Here is a 15,799-nt window from a genome sequence, read left to right on the forward strand (position 1 = left end):
TGGGTAACGGGTATGTGCGGCAACCGAGTCGAGGAACTCGAAACGCGCGTCAGAGAACTGGAAGCGTCGGTCGAGGGACTGACCGACGAACTCGTCGAATGCAAGGTCCGTATCCGGGAACTCGAAGCCAGTGTCGATGAGGACAACGGATTCAGCGCCGAGGACCCCGACTCGGAGGAACCGGCCACCCCAGCGGAGGCCGACACACCTAACACCGAGGATACCGACGAGGTTGATAACAGGGAGGAAACCGAGGCCGCGTCGGAGACCGAGACCGAAGAGGACTCGGAGTCCGACATCATCGTCGCGTAGGGCTGTCGGCCACACCACCGCATGCATATCAAAGAGCTCGTCCTCGACAACTTCAAGAGCTTCGGGCGTAAGACCCGAATCCCGTTTTACGAAGATTTCACTACCATCAGCGGCCCGAACGGCTCGGGCAAGTCCAACATCATCGACGCAATTTTGTTCGCGCTCGGACTCGCTCGCACCTCGGGTATCCGCGCCGAGAAACTCACTGACCTCATCTACAACCCCGGCCACGCCGACGAAGACGCCGAGTACGACGGCGAACGCCAGGCCAGCGTCGAGGTAATTCTGGCCAACGACGACCGGACGCTGTCACGTTCACAGGTCGTCAACGCCGCCGGCACGGAGGACGTGGGCGACGTGGACGAAATCGCCATCAAGCGCCGGGTCAAAGAGACCGAGGACAACTACTACTCGTACTACTACATCAACGGGCGCTCGGTCAACCTCTCGGACATTCAGGACCTGCTCGCCCAGGCCGGCGTGACCCCGGAGGGGTACAACGTGGTCATGCAGGGCGACGTGACCGAGATCATCAACATGACCGCCGGCTCCCGCCGGGAGATCATCGACGAGATCGCCGGCGTCGCCCAGTTCGACGCGAAGAAGGCCGACGCCTTCGACGAGCTGGAGGTCGTGCAAGAGCGCATCGACGAGGCTGAACTCCGCATCGAAGAGAAACAGGACCGCCTCGACCAGCTCGAAGACGAGCGCGAGACGGCGCTCAAGTATCAGGACCTCCGCGACGAGAAAGAGGAGTACGAGGGCTACCGCAAGGCCGCGGAACTGGAAGACAAGCGCGAGGAACTGGCGGCCGTCGAGGAAACCATCGACGAGCTCGAAACCGAACTCACGGAGCTCCAGACGGAGCTCGACGAGCGTCAGGGCGCAGTCATCCGGCTGGAAGACGAACTCCACGAACTCAATCAGGAGATCGAGCGCAAGGGCGAGGACGAACAGCTCGCCATCAAGCGCGAGATCGAGGAAATCAAAGGCGACATCTCCCGGCTGGAGGACAAGATCGAGTCAGCCGAGGAGACCGTCGAGGCCGCCGAGAACGAGCGCCGGCAGGCGTTCGTCCAGATCGACCGCAAGCAGGAGACCATCGACGACCTCGAAAGTGACATCCGCGAGACGAAGGTCGCCAAGTCCAACGTCAAAGCCGACATCGCCGAGAAGGAGTCCGAACTCGCCGAGGTCCAGCAGCGCATCGACGAGGTCGGCGAGGAGTTCCAGGAGGTCAAGGACGAACTGGAGGAGAAGCGCTCGCGGCTGGAGACGCTCAAAAGCGAGAAGAACGACCTCCAGCGCGAACAGGACCGCCTGCTCGACGAGGCCCGGCGGCGCTCGAACGCCGAGGACGAGAAGCGCGAAGCCATCGAAGACGCGGAAGCCGAGATTCCCGACCTCGAAGCCGACATCGAGGACTTGCAGACGGAACTGGAGAAAGCAAAGCAGAACAAGGCGACCATCGGCGAGGTCGTCGACGACCTGCGGTCCGAGAAGCGCGAACTCCAGTCTGACCTCGACGAACTCGAAGACGAAATCAGCGCGAAACAGCAGGAGTACGCTCAGCTAGAGGCGAAGGCCGGCGAGGACGGGGACTCCTCGTACGGGCGTGCCGTGACAGCGATTCTCAACGCCGGTCAGGACGGCGTTCACGGTACCGTCGGCCAACTGGGTGGCGTTGACCCCGAGTACGCCACGGCCTGTGAGACGGCGGCTGGCGGGCGGCTCGCACACGTCGTCGTCGACGACGACAGCGTCGGTCAGCGCTGTATCGAGTACCTCAAATCACGCAGCGCCGGCCGAGCGACGTTCCTGCCGATCACGCAGATGCAGAACCGGTCGCTGGGGTCGCTGCCCAGTGCCGACGGCGTCATCGACTTCGCGTACAACCTCGTGGACTTCGACCGCGAGTACGCGGGCATCTTCTCGTATGTGCTCGGTGATACCGTCGTCGTCGACAGCATGGACACCGCCCGCGACCTGATGGGCGACTACCGGATGGTCACGCTCGACGGCGACCTCGTCGAGAAGTCCGGGGCGATGACCGGGGGTTCGTCCTCGGGTACGCGCTACTCCTTTTCGGGCGGCGCTGGCAAGCTCGAACGGGTCGCCACGCGCATCAACGAACTCGAAGACGAGCGTGCGGACGTGCGTGAGGACCTCCGGGACGTGGAGGAGCGCCTCGACGACGCCCGCGACCGCGAGTCCGACGCGACCGAGCAGCTCCGCGACATCGAGACGAGCATCGAGCGCAAGCAGACTGCCCTCGAAGACACGCGTGACCGCATCGAGCAACTGGAAGCCGACCTCGAAGAGATCTCCGCGGAGCGCGAGGAGGTCGCCGACCAGATGGACGAACTGGAGGCCGATATCGAATCGAAGACCGAGGAGATCGACGCGCTCCAGAGCGACATCGACGATCTCGAAGCCGAGGTCGAGGACTCCGAACTTCCCGACCTGACCGACCAGCGCGAATCGATCAAGGACGACATCGACGCGCTCGAAGACCGACAGGACGAACTCGACGCCGAACTCAACGAGTACGAACTCGAGAAGCAGTACGCCGAGGAGGCCATCGAGGACCTCCACGACGACATCGAGGCGGCCCAGAACCGCAAGGCGGAACACGAGGAGCGTATCGACGACTTCGAAGCGAAGGTCGCCGAGAAACAGGAGCTGAAAGCCGAGAAGGAGCAGGCCGTCGCCGACCTCGAAGAAGAGCTGGCCGAACTCAAGTCCGAGCGGGAGGACCTGAAAGCCGACCTGCAGGAGGCTAAGGAGGCCCGGGACGAGCAACAGGCCGCGGTCTCCGAGATCGAGCGGGATCTCGAATCCGAGCAGGAGACCAAGGAGCGCCTGGAGTGGGAGATCGACGAACTCGAAGCGCAGGTCGGCGACTACGACCCCGAGGACGTGCCCGATCACGACACGGTCGAGCAGGAGATCGACCGACTGGAGACGGAGATGGAGAAACTAGAGCCGGTCAACATGCGCGCCATCGAAGAGTACGACCGGGTCAACGACGACCTGCAGGAACTCGAAGACAAGAAGGCGACGCTGGTCGAGGAGGCCGACGGCATCCGGGAGCGCATCGACACCTACGAGGCGCGCAAGAAGGAGACGTTCATGGCGTCGTTCACGGAGATCAACGACCAGTTCCAGAACATCTTCGAGCGGCTCTCGAACGGTACCGGCCACCTTCACCTCGAAGACGAGGACGACCCCTTCGAGGGCGGGCTGACGATGAAGGCCCAGCCGGGCGACAAGCCGATTCAGCGGCTGAACGCGATGTCCGGCGGCGAGAAGTCGCTGACGGCGCTGGCCTTTATTTTCGCCATCCAGCGGCACAACCCCGCGCCGTTCTACGCGCTCGACGAGGTCGATGCCTTCCTCGACGCGGCCAACGCCGACCTCGTCGGCGAACTGGTCGACGAACTCGCCGGCGACGCCCAGTTCGTCGTCGTCTCGCACCGCTCGGCCATGCTGGAGCGGTCCGAGCGGGCCATCGGCGTGATGATGCAGGGCGACAACGTGAGCGCCGTGACCGGCATCGACCTCAGCGGTGAGGGCGCAGACGACGGTGACGAGGAGGTGCCAGCCGATGACTAACGAGGAGCCGACGGAGCAGCGCGACGGAGGCTCCTCGGCACAGTCGAGCGGGGAGGGCGAGGCGCGCCCGGAGGAAGCGCCTCGGGGTAGCGAGCGGGGAGCGAATGTGACCCGCGAGCGCAGTGACCCGCGAGACGATGCAGATGACATCCCGCTGAACATCACTGGCCATGAGGACCGTGACCCGCCCGGCGAGTCGGGTGACGCGGCGGCGCTGCTGGGTGAGTCCGACGGTGCGGACGATGACAGCCCGGAGCAAGCCGAACCTACAGGTGCGGACGCTACCGACGACGACAGCGACGACGAGGACGTCGAACCGGTCGAGGTACTAGTCCAGCTTGCCGACGACGGCGAAATCGACCCGTGGGACATCGACGTGGTGCGGGTCACCGACAAGTTCCTCCAGCGCATCGACGACGCGGACCTGCGCACGTCGGGCCGGGCGCTGTTCTACGCGAGCGTCCTCATCCGGATGAAAAGCGACGCGATGCTCGGCGAGGGCAACGACGAGGAGGACCCGGTCGAGCCGTGGGAGCAGGCGATGAGCGAGGATGCCCCCATCGAGGAACCGGACCCCTTCGCCGCGCTGGAGTCGGAGATGGACCGTCGGCTCGAACGCCGGCGTGCCCGTGGGATGCCACAAACGCTCGACGAACTCGTTCGGGACCTCCGCGACGCCGAGCGGGAATCGTGGTGGAAGGAGTCCCGGGAATACGACACCAGCGACTCCCCGAGCGGGTACGACCGCGGGACGCAGGAACTGGATTACCGCGGGGCCGACGACATGCGACTGGACGAGGAGCCGTCGGCTGCCGACGTGACCGGGACGGCCCACGCCGAGAACATCGACGACATCATCGCCGACGTACACGACGCCGTCCGCGAGCAGTACGACCAGGGCCGCGAGGAGGTGCTGTACCGCGAGGTCGACACCGCCGGCGGGACCCGCGTCGAGACGTTCCTCGGACTGCTCTTTCTTGCCCATCGCGGCCAGGTCCGCCTCCAGCAGGACGACCTTTTCGGCGACCTCTGGATTCAGGACCCCGGCGCCGCGACCGGATCGGACGAGGCCGTCGCGGACTGACTGGTTCAGCTGTGGTCACGGCTCTCCGTGCGCGCAGTGGGCCAGCAAACAGGTTCAAACGGGTCGAACCCTAAACGTGAGTAATGGCGACCCAGTCCTCGCCGCCGGAGTTACCGGATCCGGAAGCGCTCGCAGACACGTTCCATGTGTACGAGATCGATAGGACCGCCGAAGACGGCGTCCGGTATTACGGCGAGCCGGTGACCGAGTCCGAACAGGTCATCCACAGCATTGCGCCGGCGTTCCGTCAGCGCGGGTACCGCGTCGCGCTCAAACGGGAGATGGGTGAGTGGGTGCTGATCGCACGGGAGCGGTCGCTCGGCGTCGACGGAATCCCGTGGCTGAACGTCGGGCTCGCCGTCCTGACGCTGTTATCGACGCTGTACGCCGGGACCCGCTGGTATGGGCTGTCTGTTCTCGAAGATCCGACAGCGCTGCTCAAGGCGTGGCCCTTCGCCGCCGCCGCACTGGGGATCCTTGCGATTCACGAGTTCGGCCACTACATCATGAGCCGCTACCACGAGGTTGAGGCGAGCCTGCCGTACTTCCTGCCGTTCCCAAACGTGCTCGGGACGCTGGGTGCGGTCATCAGCATGAACGACCACATCCCCGACCGGAAGGCGCTGTTCGACATCGGCGTCGCCGGCCCGCTGGCGGGCCTCGTCGCGACGGTGGTCGTGACCGCAATCGGCGTGACGCTCCCGCCGGTGGAGGTGACACGCGGCATCGTCACGAACATCGAACTCGGCTATCCGCTCCTGTTGCAGGGTATCGCCGCAGTCATGGGTGAACAGCTGGAGTACGCGAACCCGCAGCTCCTCCCGAACCCGGTCGTCATCGGCGGCTGGGTAGGGGCGTTCGTGACCTTCCTGAACCTCCTGCCGGTCGGCCAACTCGACGGCGCGCACGTCGCCCGGTCGCTGTTCGGCGACCGACTGTCGCTGGTCCAGCTAGCCGTCCCCGTCGCCCTGTTCGGGCTCGCGGGCTACCTCGTCGTCTTCGAGGGGGGCCGAGCGGCCGGACTGTGGGCGTTCTGGGGGGTCCTCGCGCTGGTGTTCGGTCGGCTCGGGTCGGCGACGCCGCTGGATGAGACACCGCTGGGGCCGGGCCGCTGGGCTATCGGCCTGGTCACGTTCGTTCTGGGCATGCTCTGTTTCGTTCCGGTGCCGCTCGTCATCACGATGTAGTGGCTTCCGGTGGACCGCCCTTCCGACCCCTCACAGCCCGTACGGATCGTACTCGGGTCTGTTGTCGGCGTCGGCAGGGAGATCGTATCGCTCCCGGAACTCAGTGAGTAGGTCCTCAGCGCCAGCGGTGAACAGCACGGCGACGCCGTAGGGTCGGGAGTACGAGTCGGCATCGGGCGCATCGGGGTCGAGAAAGAGCGCATCTGTCGGCGGTTCACCGATACCGGGGAGTTCGGTCAGCAGCGACTCCATCGGCACGAGGCCAGTGAGCACGCTCGGGACGAACGCGCCGCCGGGCAGCGGTGCGCGCGGCTGCACGAAACACTCTGCGACCGGTTCGCCGTCCTCTTCGAGCACGGCGCTTGCCGGCCGTTCGAGACCCGGTTCCCAGAGGTCGGCCGCCACTTCGGGGACTTCGGCATCCACTGCAAAGTCCATCGCGACACGGTCGCGGCGCTCGAACGAAAGCAGCGACCAGGCTTCCTCCGAGTCGTCGGGATCCCCGCCGAGTGTCGCCTCGACGAGGTCACCCGTTCTGAGGTCGTCGACTGCCGGCTGTCGCTCGCCGTAGCCGGACTGGTACACGGTGTAGAGCCGCGTCGCGTCGGTGTCGAATAGGTTGATGTGTGGGACCGCTTCGACGACGCGGTAGACCCTGAACACGCCCGTACGCTCGTCCATATCTTCCCGACGGGTTCCACCGTCAAGACTCCGCGGACTCACCGCCGCTCAGGCAGCTGTCATGAGCTTGAGCCACTCGGTCAGGCAGTCGTCGCTACAGTGGTGGTGGCGCTGTCGACCGCCGTCTGTATCCAGGATCCCGACGACGAGATGCCAGTCGTCGGCGTACACGTGGCCGCCACAGACAACGCAATCGCGCACCGTCTCGTCGTCCGTCCGCTTTCCCACGGACACCGTCTCGACGTAGTAGGTCCCCCCGAGGGCGTACGGCGTTTCCAGCTCCATCGAAACCGTCTGAGGCCCACACACCCGTAAATAGCGGGGTCAAACCGACCGGTTCGACGCAACACGGAGGTAGCCTCGGTTCCAAGCCACAGGTATGAGTCAATCCACGGACCTTCCAGACCCGGACCCGGAACAGCTCCGCCTGGCCGTTGAACGGTTGCTCGACGAGACGGTCGACCGCGACGAGGCGCTCCACGTCACGGCCGATGACCTGTCGGTCTCCGTTCCAATGCGGTTCGGTTCGGACTCCCCGCAAGCGACGTGGCGGTTCGACGGCGACGTGACGATCTCAGTCGACGGTATTCGGGGGCCGCTCAGAGAGTGGGTCGATCTCCTCGAAGAATAGCCGGCATCGGAGCCGAGGCGCTCAGAACGTCTCGACGTGGGGACGGAGATCGAGTTCCAGCGTCCACGCCGAGCGGTCCTGTTCGACGAGATGCCAGTACGACTGGGCGATCTCGTCCGGATCGAGATACGATTCCGCGTCGCGGTCGACTGCGTCCGCGGCGCTCGACGGGAGAATCTGGCCGTCGATGACGACGTGGGCGACGTGGATGCCCTCGGGTCCGAGTTCTCGGGCCATCGATTCGGCCAGCCCGCGCACGGCGAACTTGGCGGCGCTGAATCCGACCGCGCCGTCGCGGCCGCGGATGGCAGACGTCGCACCGGTGAAGATGATTGTCCCGCCGTCGCCGGCCAGCATGTCGTCGACGGCTTCCTGCGAACAGGCCAGCCCGCCTGCTGGACCGACGGCAAGTGCGTGCTGGAACTCGTCGTAGGTAATTTCCTGCGTGCCTTTCCACGCGCCGCCGCTGGCGTGGTTCACGAGCACGTCGACGGGACCAAACTCGTCCCGAACCTGCTCGAAGCCTGCCGCTACTTGCTCCGGACTGGTGATATCGGTCTGTACCGCGAGCGCGTCGTCGCCGAGTTCCGCCGACAGTGACTCCAGATATGACGCCGACCGGGCGAACAGGCCGACCTGACAGCCTTCGTCGACGAACGTTTTGGCCAGTGACTCCCCGAGGCCCGGACCGACACCTGCGATAACTGCTGTCCGTGACATACGCACACGAACGGCTACCGGGTGGATGAAAGTATGGTCACAGCGGCAATGCGGAGTGGAGGGCCGCAATATCCACGGTGGTGACCGGCACTGCAGGGTTCCGTTTCAGTCGTTTCCTCTGTGTGCGTGGCCGATAAACAGTGTCACGGCGTTGAAGACGACGAGCGCGACGAACGCGACCCGCGTCGCCCCGGAGTTCAGACCGGTAATCAGCAGCGGGAGATACAGAAACGGGAGCGCGATTGCTGTCCAGAACGCGATACCTCGAACGGCGGGGACGAGTGACTCGTCGAACTCAGGCAGGAACTCATCAAACTGGGCGAGTAATTCGTATGCGGACGAACTTGACATGTGGGGGACCTATCCCCGGCTTCTACTGGAGATATCTTATAACCTCTAGAGGTTTCCGCCCGTTTCGCATCGTTTCACGCATAGCAGTTTTCTACTAGTTCGTTTCACTATCGGCTGAGCGTCGCTTAGACGTTTTATTGGCGGCGTAGCTCTTGTGTGAGTGGATGTACCAATTCAATTCTAGCTGACATCTCTGTTCGGTGCGCACGCATGATTACGGACCGAGTAGTGACACGGTTACGTCGTGTTCTGTATCGCTTAGTGTCGTGCTATCGACGACGTGGTCCGGAAGCGACTCCCGCCACTCGGCGAGTCGTTGCTCGTGGTAGGGCCGATGGCGCTCCACCGAGTACGTCTCGTCGTCCGAGTCCCGGAGTTCGTCGGCGGTGTCATCGGGCGTCGGATACGGCGGTGCGTCCGCGGTCAGCAGCGAGTCGGGCTCGATGTGAATCGTTCCATCGTCGTCGTCGGGCTGGACGACGTGGAGGCGCGCTCGCATCCGGCCGCTGAACGGCGGTGTGACACGTAACACGGTCTCTGATCCGTCCGCAGTCGCTTCGACGGCTGAGACGAGGTCGGTCGCGCTTATCGCGATTGATTTGATGTCTGTCGGGTCGGTGTCCATGGCTGAGTCTGTGGGTCCCATTATCTAGGCTGTTACATCCGGTTGCTGTAGTCCCAGGTGTGGAGACGGTCGGGCGTGATCGTAATCTGTATCTCGCGGCGGTCGGGTGCGAGCAGTCGTTCGGCTAGCGGCGAGTCGGTTCCGCCGAGATAGCGGTGCAACAACTCAGTGAGCACTGTCTTGTCGTCGTCCGCTGTCATCGTTGCTGTTCCGTTGCCCCTGACGCCGCAGTACGGCGGCTCGTTCGTCGAGACTTCGAACGACACGGCGTCGTCATAGTCGAGGTAGTCGACAACGGCCGCGTCCGCTCCAGTCGCACACTCGAAGGCACCGTCTACGAACCGATACCAGAGCGAGAGCATCCAGGGCTTGTCTGCGGGCGTTCGGCACCCGAGACGGAGTGGCACAGTTTCGGCATCGAGAAACTGTTCCATCTCCTCGCGCGTCCACGGTCCGGAGACGGTCACCATACACACAGCGTACGGTCGCCGCTATGTTAACAGCTCTGGGATGAGTCACTGGGCAGTGACAGAACAGACACACAGCAGAACGGTCAACCATCCAACCATAGTATTCTCAGAGTCGATAATCCGCTGGCTAGGTTTATTTTACTGTTCGGGAAAATCACAGTGAGAGCAGTACGTGGGCCGACAGGAGGGTCAACAAATGAAAGAGAGTGTCGAGACAGAAGGGGCAACGGTTCTCGTAGTCGACGACGAGCAAGACATCGCGGATCTGTATTCGACGTGGCTGCTGACCGCACACGACGTTCGGACCGCACACAGCGGTACGGAAGCGCTCCAGTTAGTCGACGCGTCCGTCGACGTCGTCTTTCTGGACCGCCAGATGCCCGACATGAGTGGTGACGAGGTCCTCGATACCATCGCGGAACAGGGTATCGACCCAGCAGTGGTGATGGTGACGGCCGTCGACCCTGACTTCGACATCGTCGAGATGCCATTCGACGAGTACCTGACGAAGCCGGTCAGCCGCGAGGACCTCCTCGACACTGTCTCGGAGATGCTCGTCCGGACCACGTACGACGACCAGGTTCAGGAGTACTTCGCGGTGGCCTCGAAGAAGGCGACCCTGGAAACCCAGAAGAACACATCGCAACTCGAAGCGAGCACCGAATACCAGACCGTTAACGAGCGGTTCGAAGAACTCCGTAAAAAAGCCGACTCCACGGCCGCAGAGATTGACGACTTCGAAGCCGTGTTTCAGCAGTTCCCCGGCGGCGGCCTCTCATCGGGCTGATCCTGACAATTCTGCTCCTTCGAAACTACCGTGTGAGCCTCCGAACAGTCGTAACAAACGCGACATCGTTCAGGCGTGACTCGGCGAGGATGCAGTCCGCTCGCTCGGTGCAGCACTGCTCGGTTAGTCACGTACTGTTTGTCCGGGTGCGGACCGGTGATACTGCTGGCTGGTGCGATGTGATTCGGAAAATGCCCGGGGAGGGCTCCGAACCCTCGATCTCCGCATGGCCCAGGTCTGGGGCGTGACGAGCGCCCCGGGGTCATGACGGGTGCACTGCCGCATGAGTCGAGAGACCCTATGAGTGCGGCGCTATGTCCAGCTAAGCCACCCGGGCGCGGGTGCATTCAGCCGTTGGCCGTTAGCCGTCTTGAAGGTTCTCATCTCCACCGGGACTGTGGTGCAGTCCCACGCTGTGCGCTTCTAGTCGGCGCTGATAATCGACCCGCGGATTTAAGCCACCACGCAGGTATGCAGGCAGTATGGAGATACCAGACCTCGTCCAGCAGGAACTCGGGGACGAGGAGATCCGGGGCGGTGTCAACCTCGGCGACGAAGACGCGGCCTGTTTCACACCCACCCGGACGCTCGTCTACCGCGGCGAGGGCCTTCTCAGCGACGAGAAGGTCGCCAGCTATCCGCACGACTTCGAACGGCTCACCGTTTCGGAAGGCCGACGCAAGACCAAGTTCTCGCTCATATACACCAGCGAGAAGCTCGAACTGTCTGTCCCTGGCAGCCGCGGCGACGCCGTCCTCGAACGGCTGCTCGAAGGGAAGCTAACCGTCTCGGGGGGGATCGCCGCCGACGAGACCATCGCCGGCGTGTTCCGATTCAGCGAACTCACGCTGGTCGTTACCGACCGCCAGCTGCTCAAGCACATCGGCAACGTCACCTGGGACGCCGACTACGAGGCGTTCTCCTTCGACGACGTGACCGGTCTGGAGTTCGAGGAAGGCAGCGTCGCTACGGCTGTCGTGCTCTCGTTCAATGACCGCCCAGAACGCATCAAAGCACCGTCCGAGCAGGCACCGATGGTCCGAAAAACCCTCGAAGAATCCCTCTTCGCGTACCACGAGGTCAGTTCGCTCGCTGAGCTCAACGCCAAGGTCGGGGCAGACCCCGAGGAGAGCACGGACGACGCCGGCAACGGCCTCGGTCTCGAATCCGGTATCGACCCGCTTGTGAGCAACGACGAGGAGGGCGGTGACGATTCTGAAGCTGAATCCGCGAGCACCAGCACGCCGGCTGCGACCGCAGCGACCAGTGAGCAGGGGACTACCGTCGAAGCCACAACGGAGACACAATCCAGTGACACATCCGGCATAGACACCGACTCGGCCGAGCCGGACACCTCGGCAGACCCGGACATCGCTGAACTCGAAGCGCAGGTCGCCGAACTGACCGCCGCTGTCGAGGCACAGAACGAACAGCTCCAGAAACAGGAGCGCACGATCAAACAGCTTATCAAAGAACTCCGCCAGGGCCGCTGACCCGTCTGTTTTTGACTGAAGACGTACTTTTCGGACCGCTCGGCTAACGAGTCGTGACCGCAGCCACGATCTCGCTGCCACCGGGGCCGCTCCCTGCTATCGCGCTGCCCACGGCTCCTTCCGTCGCCGTTCGCAGCAACGAGGGCCGCCCACTCCGTTCGCGCCCCTCGCGGCTGCGCCGCTCAGCTCAACGAGGTCGTGGTCGCGGCCACGACCTCGCTACTCTCTCCCCAACACTTTCCGAATACACGTCGACCCGAACGGCCCCAGTTCGCCGCCGTCGAACTGGACGAAGTGGCCCGTACTGATAGCTGCGCCACAGCGCTGACACGAGAACTCCCCCTCACGGACGACCACGTCGCTGTCGAAATTCACGTACGACCCCTGTGACCGTGGGCGGACGACGCCGTTCTCGCGTTCGATGAGACCGCGCATCACTGCGGTGTCGAGTATCTCGCGCTGGACCTGTGGGTTGGTCGTCACCGTCTCGATACGGTCGAGCGCGTCGGCGACGGATAGCTCCCCGTGTTCCAGATGGGCGAGCAGCTCGACGCCGAGTTCGACCGGGTCTCGCGTCTCGGACACAATCGCCGCTTCAACCCCGAACAACCTAAAAGATACCACAAAGCGTTTGTCGATTGCTACCGCTGGATTGGGTAGATGGACCGCCTCGCGAAGCGACAGCTGGTCGGAACCGCCGGGCTGGTGGCAGTCGTCGCTATCGCGACGACGCTACTCACACCCGAGCGGGTGGTGGCCCAGACGATGCATCTCGCCGACCACCCTGTCTACCTCGCGGGCGTCATCGTCGGGCTGTACCTGGTTCGCCCGTTCTTCGCGTGGCCGACGATGCCGCTGTCGGCTTTCGTCGGGTTCGTCCTCGGCATCAAATACGGCTTCCCGGTCGCGCTGATGGGCGCGCTCGTCACCTGCCTCATCCCCTACCGGTTCGCGCTCCGTGCCGGCGAACAGGGCGGGATGTTCGGCTGGCTGGGTGATTCGGGCCGCCGGATTATCGAGGTGACCGGCGAGACGCGGGGCGTCCTCGCGGCGCGGCTCTCACCCGTGCCCGCGGACCCTGTCTCCTACGGGGCCGGGTTCGCCCGCGTCTCGCCGCGCTCCTTTGCTGTCGGGACGTTCATCGGCGAGATTCCGTGGGTCGCGGTCGAAGTCACTGCGGGCGCGTCGCTGCGGTCGCTGACGCTCACTGGCCTCACCATCGACGCGCTCCCACACGTCCTGCTGTTCTCCGCGGCGCTGGCCGTGCTGGTGCTTGCGGGGCCGGCCTATCGCCACGTCAGCGCTCCGAACTCGTCGTGAACTCGAACCGCGCGCCGCCGCTCTCGCTCTCTGTCACCGACACCGACCACCCGTGGGCCTGTGCGACCTCAGCGACGATTGCCAGACCGAACCCGGTCCCCGCGTCGCTCGTGGTGTAGCCGCGCTCGAACACGTCATCTCGCTCTTCAGGTGGGATTCCGACGCCGTCGTCGGCGACATAAAACCCGGTGTCCGTTGTGCCGACGGAGACGGTGATCGGGGCGCCGTCCGCGCGACGCCCGTGTTTCACAGCGTTGCAGAACAGGTTCTCGAACACCGCGCGGAGCCGTGCCGCGTCAGCTTCAATCGTCGCTGTCCCGATCTTTTCGAGCGTGGCTTCGCCGGTTTCGACATCGATCCAGGCCTGACCTGCGAGGGCAGCGAGATCCACCATCGCCGTCTCGCCGACCGTCTCGCCCTGCCTGGCGAGCGTCAACAGGTCGTTGATGAGTTCGTCCATCCGGTCGGCCGCGGACTCCGCCGCCTCGAGGTGTGATACGTCGCCCGATGTCCGGGCGACCGATATCCGCCCTTTGACCACGTTCAGCGGGTTTCGGAGGTCGTGGCTAACGACAGAGGCGAACTCCGCGAGCTGTCGCTCCCTGTCTTTCCGGTCGCTGATATCGCGGATGACGCCCGCTGTGCCGTTGAACTCCCCGTCCGTGGCTGGAAGCAACGCGATATGGATCTCGATAGGCGTGTGGTTCCCGGTCTGGTCGACAATATCCGTTTCGAAGGTCACGTTCTGTCGGGTCGGGTCAGACAGGATGGTCCGGATGAGCTCGCTTCCGCGGTTGATGTCCTCGCCGGTCATGATGGTCGAGATGTGCTCGCCGATCAGTTCGTCCGGTTCGAACCCCGTCAGTTGCTCTATCGCCTCGTTCACGTAGGTGAACACACCCTCGTCGTCGAGCGTGTACACCGGGTCGCCGACGGCCTCGATAATCGTCTCGTAGCGTTCGAGTTCCCGCTCGCGTTGCTTGCGCTCCGTCGTCTCGCGCATCACACCGACCGAGCCGTCGAAGTTCCCCTCCTCGTCGAACAGCGGCGCGATCCTGTCCTCGTTGATCCGGACCGTCCCGTCCGCGGATATCGTCCGCATCTCGTAAGCAGCCCACGTTCGCTCGTCGTCGCCAAGCAGGTCACGGATGAGTGCTGTCCCTCTTTCGACGTCCGCTTCGGGCATGAACCGGGCTGGCTCCGAGCCGACGATCTCCGCGCGGTCGTACCCGAGATGGGCGGCCATCGCCTCGTTTGCCATTTCGATGCGACCGTCGGTGTCGAGGATATACATCGGGTCCCCGACGTTCTCGACCAGCGTGCGGTACTCCCTGAGCTCCCGCTCTCGACGTTTCCGTTCGGTGATATCCCGGCCGATACCGGCAATCCCGAACAGGTCGCCACGCCCGTCTTCGATAAGCGATCCCTTAAATTCGTACTGGAGCCTCTCGCCGTCAGCTGTCTCGATTCCTGCCTCAATGGTTCCGTATCCAGTTTCAAGCGTCTCCTCGAATACCTCCCATAATTTCTCGTGGTCGGAATCTGCGACGATGTCCCCAATGTCCATCGACGCCAACTTCTCGTTGGTGTAGCCGGTCACCGACGAGACGGTGTCGTTCCACCTGACCAGGCTGCCGTCGGTACCGACGACGTAGAACATATCGTCGATGGAGTCGATGAGCTTCTCGGTAAACGCCCGTTGATTCGCGAGTTCCCGCTCGCGCTCCTCGCGGGCGGTTACGTCGGTGATGAATCCTTCCAAGATTTCGACGCCATCGTCGTCAGTGCCGACGACGCGCCCGCGCTCCCACATCCAGCGGGTCTCACCGTCGGCCGTCTCGATCTGGTAGGAGACTTCGAACGGTTCGTCGGCGGCGATACAGGCCTGGACTGTTTCCCAGAGACGCTCTATCTCGGAATCCTTAATGAGCGACCCCCAGGACACGTCGCCGCTCTCGAACGCCGCCGAACTGTAGCCCACTAGCTCCGCTGCACCGTTGCTGACGAACTGCATCGGCCAATCGGGTTCGTTCCGTGCGCGGTACACCATCCCCGGCAGGTTCGAGATGAGCGTCGACAGCATCCGCTCGGACTCTTCGAGTGCTGTTTTAGCCCGTCGCTCTCCCACAGCCCGTTCGATACGATTGGCGAGCACCGCGTACTGGTCCGTCCCGACGCCCTTCTGAAGGTATTCCGTGACGCCGGCAGAGATCGCATCACTTGCGATTTCCTCGTTTCCTTTGCCGGTAAAGAGAATAAACGGTAGCTCCTCGTACTCTTCGCGGACGACCTTCAGAAATTCGAGTCCGTCCATACCCGGCATGTCGTGATCGCTGACGACACAGTCGAACGCGCGCTCGGACAACCGGTCTAACCCATCGGCCGCGCTTCGCTCGGTACAGACAGAGATATCACCGTGAGTTTGCTCCAGATGGACCGCAACGAGATCGCCAAGGTCGGGGTCATCGTCGACGTGCAGCACCGAAATCTCGTCCCCGTGGCCACTCATATCACCTATCTAGT

General features: G+C 63.6%; 16 protein-coding genes and 1 tRNA gene. 8 read left to right on the forward strand and 9 right to left on the reverse strand.

The window, feature by feature from the left end; translation table 11 throughout:
* Positions 1-12 precede the first annotated feature (12 nt).
* The 4 genes from ACOZ4H_RS06650 (at position 13) to ACOZ4H_RS06665 (ending at position 6,198) form a co-directional block, all read left to right on the forward strand.
* Complete coding sequence (locus ACOZ4H_RS06650; RefSeq protein ID WP_424328544.1) at positions 13-312, forward strand: DUF7518 family protein; 300 nt, start codon at positions 13-15, stop codon at positions 310-312.
* A 21-nt stretch (positions 313-333) separates the two neighbouring features.
* Complete coding sequence (gene smc, locus ACOZ4H_RS06655) at positions 334-3,927, forward strand: chromosome segregation protein SMC (protein WP_424328545.1); 3,594 nt, start codon at positions 334-336, stop codon at positions 3,925-3,927.
* Positions 3,920-5,011, forward strand: coding sequence for a segregation/condensation protein A (locus ACOZ4H_RS06660; protein ID WP_424328546.1), 1,092 nt, complete (start codon positions 3,920-3,922; stop codon positions 5,009-5,011). Before smc ends, ACOZ4H_RS06660 begins: the two co-directional genes overlap by 8 nt.
* Before the next feature lie 83 nt (positions 5,012-5,094).
* A complete protein-coding gene (locus tag ACOZ4H_RS06665) occupies positions 5,095-6,198 on the forward strand; it encodes a site-2 protease family protein (protein WP_424328547.1) in 1,104 nt (367 codons plus the stop codon).
* A 30-nt stretch (positions 6,199-6,228) separates the two neighbouring features.
* On the opposite strand, the gene ACOZ4H_RS06670 is transcribed toward ACOZ4H_RS06665, so the two are convergent.
* Both ACOZ4H_RS06670 and ACOZ4H_RS06675 read right to left on the reverse strand, forming a co-directional pair.
* Positions 6,229-6,879, reverse strand: a complete 651-nt coding sequence (locus tag ACOZ4H_RS06670; RefSeq protein ID WP_424328548.1) for a hypothetical protein — start codon at positions 6,877-6,879, stop codon at positions 6,229-6,231.
* A gap of 48 nt (positions 6,880-6,927) precedes the next feature.
* On the reverse strand, positions 6,928-7,164 hold the full coding sequence (locus ACOZ4H_RS06675; RefSeq protein WP_424328549.1) for a DUF7576 family protein: 237 nt from the start codon (positions 7,162-7,164) through the stop codon (positions 6,928-6,930).
* Between the two features lie 94 nt (positions 7,165-7,258).
* On the opposite strand from ACOZ4H_RS06675, the gene ACOZ4H_RS06680 reads away from it, so the two are divergent.
* Positions 7,259-7,510, forward strand: a complete 252-nt coding sequence (locus ACOZ4H_RS06680; RefSeq protein WP_424328550.1) for a hypothetical protein — start codon at positions 7,259-7,261, stop codon at positions 7,508-7,510.
* 21 nt (positions 7,511-7,531) lie between these two features.
* Here ACOZ4H_RS06680 and ACOZ4H_RS06685 read toward each other — a convergent pair whose 3' ends face one another.
* From ACOZ4H_RS06685 to ACOZ4H_RS06700, 4 genes are all read right to left on the reverse strand, one after another.
* Positions 7,532-8,230 (reverse strand): SDR family NAD(P)-dependent oxidoreductase, encoded by a 699-nt coding sequence (locus ACOZ4H_RS06685; RefSeq protein WP_424328551.1) that lies wholly within the window; start codon positions 8,228-8,230, stop codon positions 7,532-7,534.
* A 105-nt stretch (positions 8,231-8,335) separates the two neighbouring features.
* Positions 8,336-8,581 carry a hypothetical protein gene (locus tag ACOZ4H_RS06690; RefSeq protein WP_424328552.1) on the reverse strand — a complete coding sequence of 82 codons (246 nt, stop codon included), beginning with the start codon at positions 8,579-8,581 and terminating at the stop codon, positions 8,336-8,338.
* A gap of 214 nt (positions 8,582-8,795) precedes the next feature.
* Positions 8,796-9,206: a hypothetical protein gene (locus ACOZ4H_RS06695; protein WP_424328553.1), complete on the reverse strand. Its 411-nt coding sequence runs from the start codon at positions 9,204-9,206 to the stop codon at positions 8,796-8,798.
* Positions 9,207-9,238: 32 nt separating this feature from the next.
* On the reverse strand, positions 9,239-9,676 hold the full coding sequence (locus tag ACOZ4H_RS06700; protein ID WP_424328554.1) for a pyridoxamine 5'-phosphate oxidase family protein: 438 nt from the start codon (positions 9,674-9,676) through the stop codon (positions 9,239-9,241).
* Between the two features lie 196 nt (positions 9,677-9,872).
* Here ACOZ4H_RS06700 and ACOZ4H_RS06705 point away from each other — a divergent pair, with 196 nt between their 5' ends.
* Positions 9,873-10,463 (forward strand): HalX domain-containing protein, encoded by a 591-nt coding sequence (locus ACOZ4H_RS06705; RefSeq protein WP_424328555.1) that lies wholly within the window; start codon positions 9,873-9,875, stop codon positions 10,461-10,463.
* 192 nt (positions 10,464-10,655) lie between these two features.
* Here the strand turns inward: ACOZ4H_RS06705 and ACOZ4H_RS06710 are convergent.
* Positions 10,656-10,800, reverse strand: a tRNA-Met gene (locus ACOZ4H_RS06710).
* A 145-nt stretch (positions 10,801-10,945) separates the two neighbouring features.
* Between ACOZ4H_RS06710 and ACOZ4H_RS06715 the strand changes: the two genes are divergently transcribed.
* The gene (locus ACOZ4H_RS06715; protein ID WP_424328556.1) at positions 10,946-11,956 is read left to right on the forward strand and encodes a DUF7115 domain-containing protein; all 1,011 of its coding nucleotides are present in this window, start codon (positions 10,946-10,948) and stop codon (positions 11,954-11,956) included.
* 219 nt (positions 11,957-12,175) lie between these two features.
* Here ACOZ4H_RS06715 and ACOZ4H_RS06720 read toward each other — a convergent pair whose 3' ends face one another.
* Positions 12,176-12,565 carry a DUF5830 family protein gene (locus ACOZ4H_RS06720; protein ID WP_424328557.1) on the reverse strand — a complete coding sequence of 130 codons (390 nt, stop codon included), beginning with the start codon at positions 12,563-12,565 and terminating at the stop codon, positions 12,176-12,178.
* A gap of 51 nt (positions 12,566-12,616) precedes the next feature.
* Here ACOZ4H_RS06720 and ACOZ4H_RS06725 point away from each other — a divergent pair, with 51 nt between their 5' ends.
* Complete coding sequence (locus tag ACOZ4H_RS06725) at positions 12,617-13,276, forward strand: TVP38/TMEM64 family protein (protein ID WP_424328558.1); 660 nt, start codon at positions 12,617-12,619, stop codon at positions 13,274-13,276.
* Here the strand turns inward: ACOZ4H_RS06725 and ACOZ4H_RS06730 are convergent.
* Positions 13,254-15,785 (reverse strand): PAS domain S-box protein, encoded by a 2,532-nt coding sequence (locus ACOZ4H_RS06730; protein WP_424328559.1) that lies wholly within the window; start codon positions 15,783-15,785, stop codon positions 13,254-13,256. The two genes, ACOZ4H_RS06725 and ACOZ4H_RS06730, sit on opposite strands and share 23 nt — an antisense overlap.
* Positions 15,786-15,799 lie beyond the last annotated feature (14 nt).

The organism is Haloarcula amylolytica (assembly GCF_049705545.1).
In the GTDB taxonomy this organism is placed as follows: domain Archaea; phylum Halobacteriota; class Halobacteria; order Halobacteriales; family Haloarculaceae; genus Haloarcula; species Haloarcula amylolytica_B.